Origin of the sequence: Janthinobacterium sp. PC23-8 (genome assembly GCF_002250505.1) — a bacterium.
Lineage (GTDB): Bacteria > Pseudomonadota > Gammaproteobacteria > Burkholderiales > Burkholderiaceae_D > Janthinobacterium.
The window spans coordinates 815,218-822,771 of the sequence record NZ_NJGY01000001.1 but is presented as its reverse complement, the minus strand read 5'-3'; the positions used below and the strand labels follow the sequence as shown (position 1 = coordinate 822,771).

Here is a 7,554-nt window from a genome sequence, read left to right as displayed (position 1 = left end):
GCCGCAGCCGGGCTGGCGAGCGCCGGCCTGGACGCCGGCGCACTGCTGGCGCTGGAGACGGTGGCGCCGGCCGCCGGGGCCCGTCCTGCCGCGTGCGTGGTGGCGGCCAATGCCCCCGCGTATATCATTTATACCTCCGGCTCGACCGGCCGGCCGAAAGGGGTGCTGGTCACGCATGACAATGTGCTGCGGCTGTTTGCCGCCACGCCCGTCTGCGTGGCGGCCGGCCCCGAGGACCGCTGGACGCTGTTCCATTCGTTTGCCTTTGATTTCTCGGTATGGGAAATCTGGGGGCCGTGGCTGAGCGGCGGGCAGTGCGTCATCGTGCCGCTCGAGGTGGCGCGCGACCCGGCGGCGCTGGTGGAACTGGTGCGCGAACACGAGATCACCGTGCTGAGCCAGACGCCCTCGGCCTTCGGCCTGTTCGCGGCGGCGGAGCGCCGGCTGGCGCAGCCTTTGAGCACGCTGCGCTATCTGGTGTTCGGCGGCGAAGCGCTGACGCTGGCGGCGCTGGAGGGATGGGTCGAACGCCATGGCGATTGCGCCCCGCAGCTGATCAATATGTATGGCATTACCGAGACCACGGTGCATGTGACCTGGCGCCGCATTGTGGCGCAGGACCTGGCTGCCGGGCGCGGCAGCGTCATCGGCGGCGCGCTGCCGCACCTGAGCATGACGCTGATGGACGGCGACGGCCGGCCCGTGCCGGACGGCGTGGCCGGCGAGATCTGGGTCGGCGGCGCGGGCGTCAGCGCCGGCTACCTGAACCAGCCGGCGCTGACCGCCGAGCGCTTCGTGCCCGATGCGTTTGCCAGCCGCCCCGGCCAGCGCGCCTATCGCTCGGGCGATCTGGCGCGGCGCGGCGCCGACGGCGAAACCGACTACCTGGGGCGCATCGACCAGCAGGTCAAGCTGCGCGGCCATCGCATCGAACTGGGCGAGATCGAACAGGCGCTGCTGTCCTTGCCCGAGATTGGCGCGGCCTGCGTCGGTACTTATCGCAAGGAGCCGCATGGCGATCCGTCGCTGCTGGGCCTGTGCGCCTGGGTGGTGCCGCGCACGTCGGCGGCGCCGGCGCCGGCGCCGGCGCCTGAAACCTTGCGCGCCGCGCTGGCGGCGCGTCTGCCGGCATACATGCTGCCCGACGCGCTGGTGCTGGTCGAGCGCATTGCGCTGACCATCAATGGCAAGGCCGACCGCAGCGCCTTGCCCGATCCGGTGCTGGGGCGGGACGCCGCAGCACCGGCGGCGCCGCCGCGCGATCAACGCGAACAGCTGCTGTGCCAGGCGATGGCGCAGGCGCTGGGCCTCGATGCGGTCGGTATCGACGACAATTATTTTGCGCTCGGCGGCGATTCGATCCGCAGTCTGCGCTTCGCTTCGACGGCGCAGGAGCTGGGCGTGCCTTTCCCGCTGCGCAGCCTGTTCGAGGCGCCCAGCGTGCGTGCGCTGGCCGCGACGCTGGCGGCGGCATCGTCCGGCCAGTCCGATGCCACGGCCGCCGCACCGGCGCGCGCGCCGTTCGATGGCCTGGAAGCGGCCGAGCGCGCCGCGTTGCCAGCGGACGCGATCGATGCCTTTCCCCTGTCGCGCCTGCAGGCCGGCATGCTGTATCACGCCGATTTCGGCGACGATGAGGGACTGTATCTCGACCTGGTCAGCAACCGCCTCGACCGGCAGCTCGAGCGCGCCGCCTTCGAGCGCGCCGTGAGCGTGCTCGAGGCGCGTCATCCGGCGCTGCGCACCAGCTTTCATCTGTCCGGCGCGCGTGCGCTGCAGGTGGTCCATGCGGGCAGCGCCCTGCGCGTCGACTGGTGCGATCTGCGCGATTTTTCGCCGGCGCTGGCGTGTGCGCGCGTTGCGCGCCAGGACGAGGCCTTGCGCCGCCAGCCCTATGTGCCGGAGCAGCCAGGCCTGCTGCGCCTGCGCGTGTCGGCGCTGGCCGATGGCAGCTGCTGGCTGTCGGTGGCAATCCATCACGCCATTCTCGACGGCTGGAGCGTCGCGCTGCTGAGCGCTGAACTGCTTGCGCTGTATGGCGCCGCCTGCGGCGGCACCTTGCAGGCCGGCGCGCCGGCCGCTTGCGAGATGGCCGACTTCGTGGCGCGGGAGCAAAAGTTGATGCAAGCACCGGAGGCAGGCGACTTCTGGCGCTCGCGCCTGGCGGCTCTGCCGGTTTCGCAATTGCCGCGCTGGGGCGAAGCCGGCGCCGAACGGCCGCGCCAGACGCTGGCCCTGGCGCCGGACAGCGGCGCACAACTGGCGGCGCTGTGCGCGGCCAGCGGCCTGCCGGCCAAGGCTTGGCTGCTGGGCCTGGTGGCGCAGGTGCTGGGCTGGAATGCCGGCGAAGCGGCCTTTACGGTGGGGCTGGTGGTCAACGGCCGCGCGCAATCGGCTGGCGGCGCGGCCGCCCTGGGATTGTTCCTCAACACGATTCCGCTGGCCTTGCCGGCGCGCGGCAGCTGGCGCGCGCTGGCCGGCGCCGCCCTTCGCGCCGACGCCGAGACCTACGACTGGCGCAACTACCCGCTGGCCGAAATGGTGCGCCTGCACGACGGCCGCAAGCCGTTTGAAGTCAATCTCAACTTCGTCCATTTCCGGCCCCTGGCCGGAGTGCAGCGCAGCTCCGGCATCGGCGTGCTCGAGTCGCTGTCGTCGGAATCGACAGAGCTGCCGCTGACCATCAATTTCGGCATCGATCCCGATAGCGGTGCGCTGAGCGGGCAACTGGTGGCCAACGCCAGCTTTTCCGCCGTCCAGGTGGCCGCGCTGGCGGCGCAACTGGCGTGCGGCCTTGGCCGCCTGCTGCAGGCCCCCGATGCGCCGGCCGACTGCGCCAGCGAGGCCGAGCGCGACTGGTCGCTGCGCCGCTTCAACCGCTCAGCGGCCGCGCCTGCGTTCACGCCGCTGCCGTTGCGCGTGCTGCGCCGCCTGCGCGCGGCGCCGTCCGCCACCGCCCTGGTCGATGCCGACGGCACCGCCTGGCAAGGCGCCGAACTGCTCGACCGGGTCGAGCGGCTCGCCGCCCTGCTGCTGCAGTCGGGCCTGCGCGAACAGCAAGCCGTCGCCGTCTACCAGGGGCGCAGCCTTGACGCGGTCGCCAGCCAGATCGCCATTGCCGCCCTGGGCGGCTGGTATGTGCCGCTCGATACCGAAGCGCCGCAGCAGCGTATCGCCGCCATTCTCGATGACCTGGGCGCGCCACTGTTGCTGGCCGATCGCCCGCTTGATGCCGCGTTGGCTCAGCGCTGCACGCCGTTGCAGGTGGCGGCGGCCGACGCCTGCCAGGCCGGCGACGGCGCTGCGGCGGTGCTCGAACAGCGCGCGGCGCGTCTCGCGCCGCTTGCCGCCGCCTATGCAATCTATACCTCCGGTTCGAGCGGCGTGCCGAAAGGCGTGCAGATCGGGCACGCGGCCTGGGCCAACCACATGGCATGGATGGGCGCGCGCTTCGAGTTCGGTCCGCGCGACCGCATCCTGCACCGCACGCGTGCCTCCTTCGACGCTTCGGTGTGGGAAATCTGGGCGCCGCTCGACAGCGGCGCCGTGCTGGTGCTGGCCAGTGCCGAGGCCAGCGCCGATCCCGGGGCGCTGCTGCGCACCATCGAGCGTCAGCGCATCAGCGTGGCGCAGGTCGTGCCCAGCCTGCTCGAAGCACTGCCCGGCGATCCCGACGAGGCGGCCCTGGAGCGCCTGCGCCTGCTGTTTGCCGGCGGCGAAGTGCTGCGCCGGCAGGCCGCGCTGGCCATCATCGGCGGGCGCCGGCTGCAGCTGGTCAACCTGTACGGGCCGACCGAAACGACCATCGACGCCACCTTCGAAGTGGTCGACGCGGGGCACGCGCTGCGCAGCGACAGCGGCGTCATTCCGATCGGCCTGCCGATCGATGGCGTCAGCGCGGTGGTGGTCGACCAGGACTTGCAGCCGCTGCCGGTGGGCGCCACCGGCGAGCTGCTGCTCGGCGGCGCAGCCGTCGGCCTGGCCTACCTGGGCCAGCCGGCGCTGACGGCCGAGCGTTTCGTGCCCGACCCGTACGGCGCTCCCGGCAGCCGCGCCTTCCTGACGCGCGACCTGGTGCGCCGCCTGGCCGATGGCCGGCTTGACTTCGTTGGCCGGCTGGACCGGCAGGTGAAGATCGGCGGCAACCGCATCGAACTGGGCGAGATCGAGGTGGCGCTGGCGCAACTGACGGGCGGTCGGCGCTGCGCGATCGAGACCGAAACGCCGCCCGGCGGCACGCCCCGCCTGGTGGCGTATGTCGAGTGCGGCGGCGAGGGCGATGCGGCCGGGCCGGCGCAATGGCGCGCCGCGCTGGCGCGGCAGTTGCCGGGCTATATGGTGCCGGCGCTGGTGCGCCTGGTCGATCGCTGGCCCTTGATGGCCAGCGGCAAGACCGACCGCGCCGCGCTGGCGGCCAGCGCCAGCGCGGCGCTTGCCATGCCGGCCACGCCCCTCCCCGCGCCGCACGATGATGGCGCTGTCGCCGGCGGCCTGCAGGCGCTGCTGGCGAACGAAGTCGCAACCCTGCTGGGACTGTCCACGGTGGGCCTGGATGACGACTTTTTCAGCATCGGCGGCGACAGTATTTCTGCCATGCAGCTGGTAGCGCGCGCCCGCAGGCTGGGCGTGACCCTGAGCGCCGGCGCCATTTTCAAGCTGCGCAGCGTGCGCCAGATGGCGCGCGGCGCGGCGCCGGCACTGCCAGCGTCGATGCCGGCGCTGGCAGTGCCGGCAACGGCGGCCGCGCGCTGGCCGTTGCTGCCGATCCAGCACTGGTACTTCGGCCTGCGGCTGGCCAATCCGCACTGGTATCACCAGACCGTCGCGCTCAGGCCGCGCGCGCGCTATCGGCTGGAGCAGGTCGAGGCCGCGCTGCGCGACCTGGGCCAGCGCCACGACGCCTTTGGCGCCCGCTTCAGCGCTGACGCCAGCGACACTGCGCGCGGCGATGGCGCACCGCTGCTGCGCCGTTGCGACAGCGACGACCCCGGCCAGCTATGTCTGGCCGCCGCCGCGCTGCAGGCCGCCGCCAGGCTCGATCGCGGTCCGCTGTGGGGCGCGGTGCTGGCCAGCGGCGATGGCGTCACGCTCGACGCGCTGGTGGTGGCGGTGCATCATATCGCCGTCGACGGCGTCTCCTGGCGCATCCTGCTCGACGAACTGGGGCTGTTGCTGGCCGGCGCGGCGCTGCCGGCACCCGCCACCGCGCTGGCCGAGGCCGCGCTGCAGCTTGAGCAGTGGCAGCCGCAACCGGCCGAACGGCGGCACTGGGAAGCCTTGCTCGAGACGCTCGGGCAAGGCCGCGACGCCGCCGCCGCACCGGCTGGCCTGCAGGGCGACAGCGTGAGCGCTGCCTGCGCCCTGACGCAGGAAGAAACGGCGCAATTGCTGGCGCGCGCCGGCGATCACTGGAACGCCAGCGTGGAGGAGTTGCTGCTGGCCGCACTGATGCTCGCCGGCGCCGGCATGCCACTGCGCCAGGATGCCCTGGTGCTGGTCGAAGGCCATGGCCGCGACGTGGTCGCCGGCGTGGACCTGGGGCGCACGGTCGGCTGGTTTACCACCCAGCGCCCGCTGCTGCTGCCGGCCGCGCCGGACTCGCCGCAGGAGGCGGTACGGCAGGCGAAGCTGCGCCTGCGCGCGCTACCGGCCGCCGGAGGCGGCTGGCTCAGGCTGTGCCGCGAACGCTCCGTCGTGGCGCTTGACGATGCCATCGTCTTCAATTACCTCGGGCGTTTCGACGGCACCATCGGCGCCGGCGAGGCGCCTTTCGAAGCGCTGGAAATCACGCTGCCGCCGGCCAGCGATCCGGCCAACCGCCGCTCGTCGCTGCTCGACCTGGTCGCCGTGATCGAAGGCCAGTGCCTGCGCCTCGGCGTCGAGGCCGACGGCAGCCGTGTCGGCGCCGCGCGTGCCGGGCAACTGGCGCAGCAGCTGAAAGCGGCGCTGCTCGGCCTGGCGCGGCCGGACCGGCTGCCAGCCTCGCTGGCCTGGCTGGCGTCCGATTTTCCGCTGGCCGGCCTGGCCGGCGAGAGCGAATTGCGCGCGCTGCTGGCCAGCTACCCGGCCACGCGGCAACTGCTGCCTTGCACGCCGGTGCAGCAGGGCATGGTGTTCGACCAGCAGTTGCATGCCAACGCGGGCGGGCACTATATCCAGCAACTGGAGATCGCCCTGGCGGCGGCGCCCGACGCGGTACGCCTGGAGCAGGCGTTCCAGCAGCTCGTCGCGCGCCACGATACGTTACGCGCGGCCTTTGTGCATGGCGAGGGCGCTCGCCCGCTGCAACTGGTGCAGGCGCAGCTTGTGTTGCCGTTTGCGGTGCTCGACTTGTGCGGCCAGGCCGATCCTGGCGCCGCCTGGCGCACGCTGCTGGCCGAGGACCGCGCCCGCGGCTTTGTGCTGGCCGAGGCGCCGCTGGCGCGCGCCACGCTGGCCCGGCTGGGGCCGCAGGAGTGGCGTTTGCTGTGGAGCCATCATCATTTGCTTGCCGACGGCTGGTCGCAGCCGGTGCTGCTGGGCGAACTGGTCGCGCTGTACCACCAGGCGCCGCTGCCGCCGCCGGTGGCCGTTCCGGCCAGCTACTGGCGCTGGCTGGACGAGGTCGACGAGACGGCGCTGCGCCAGCGCTGGCAGCGGCGCTTTGCCGGTTTCGAGGCCGCGACCCTGGTGGCCAGCGGCACCCTGGCGGCGCCACCGGCGGCGCCGCTGGTGCTGGCGCTCGACGCGCCCGACAGCGCCCGCCTGCAGCAGTTCTGCCGCACGCATGGCCTGACCCTGGCCGCCGTAATCCAGGCTGCCTGGGCCCTGATGCTGGGAAAAATGCTGCATGTGGACGACGTCGCGTTCGGCATGGTGGTGTCGGGCCGGCCCGCCGGCATCGCCGGCAGCGCCGACTGGGTCGGCATGTTCATCAACACGCTGCCGGTGCGGGTCGGCCTGGCGGGCAGTGCGGAACTGCTGCCGTGGCTGGCGGAGATTCATCAGGAGATGGCCGAGATCGCCGACAGCGCCCACCTTCCGCTGCCGCGCATCCAGTCCTGGGTTAACCAGGGCCGGCCGCTGTTCGACAGCATCGTGGTGTTTGAAAACTATCCGCTGCAGTCGCTGGCGCCGCAACACGGCGAGGCCCTGGCGCTGGCCGGGGTCACCGCGCATGAAGTCAATGAATATCCGTTGTCGCTGTATGTCGAGCCGGGCGCCAGCCTGAGCTTGTCGCTGCGCCACGATCCGGGCCGGTTTGCCACGCGTTGCGCGCTGGCCATGGGCGAGGGCGTGCTCGAGGCCTTGCGCGCCTGGAGCGGCGGCGCCGTGCGCCAGCTGGGCGCGACGCCGGTGCTGGCGGCGTCGGCGCGCCTGCTGGCGCAGCGCGTCGGCTGCGGGCCGCAACTGGCGCAGCCGGCGCCCGACGTGATCGAGGCGATCCGGCGTCAGGCGGCGCACACGCCGCACGCGCTGGCGCTGGAAGATGGCGGCGACGCCCGCTATAGCTACGCGGCGTTGCTGGAGCAGGCGCAGCGCCTGGCCGGCGCGCTGGCCGGCCGCGGCATCGCC

General features: G+C 72.5%; 1 protein-coding gene. It reads left to right on the top strand.

Going from position 1 to position 7,554, the window contains the following annotated elements; genetic code table 11:
- Positions 1-7,554, top strand: a 7,554-nt coding sequence (locus CD932_RS03620) for a non-ribosomal peptide synthetase (protein WP_176460866.1), incomplete at both ends; no start/stop codon positions are given.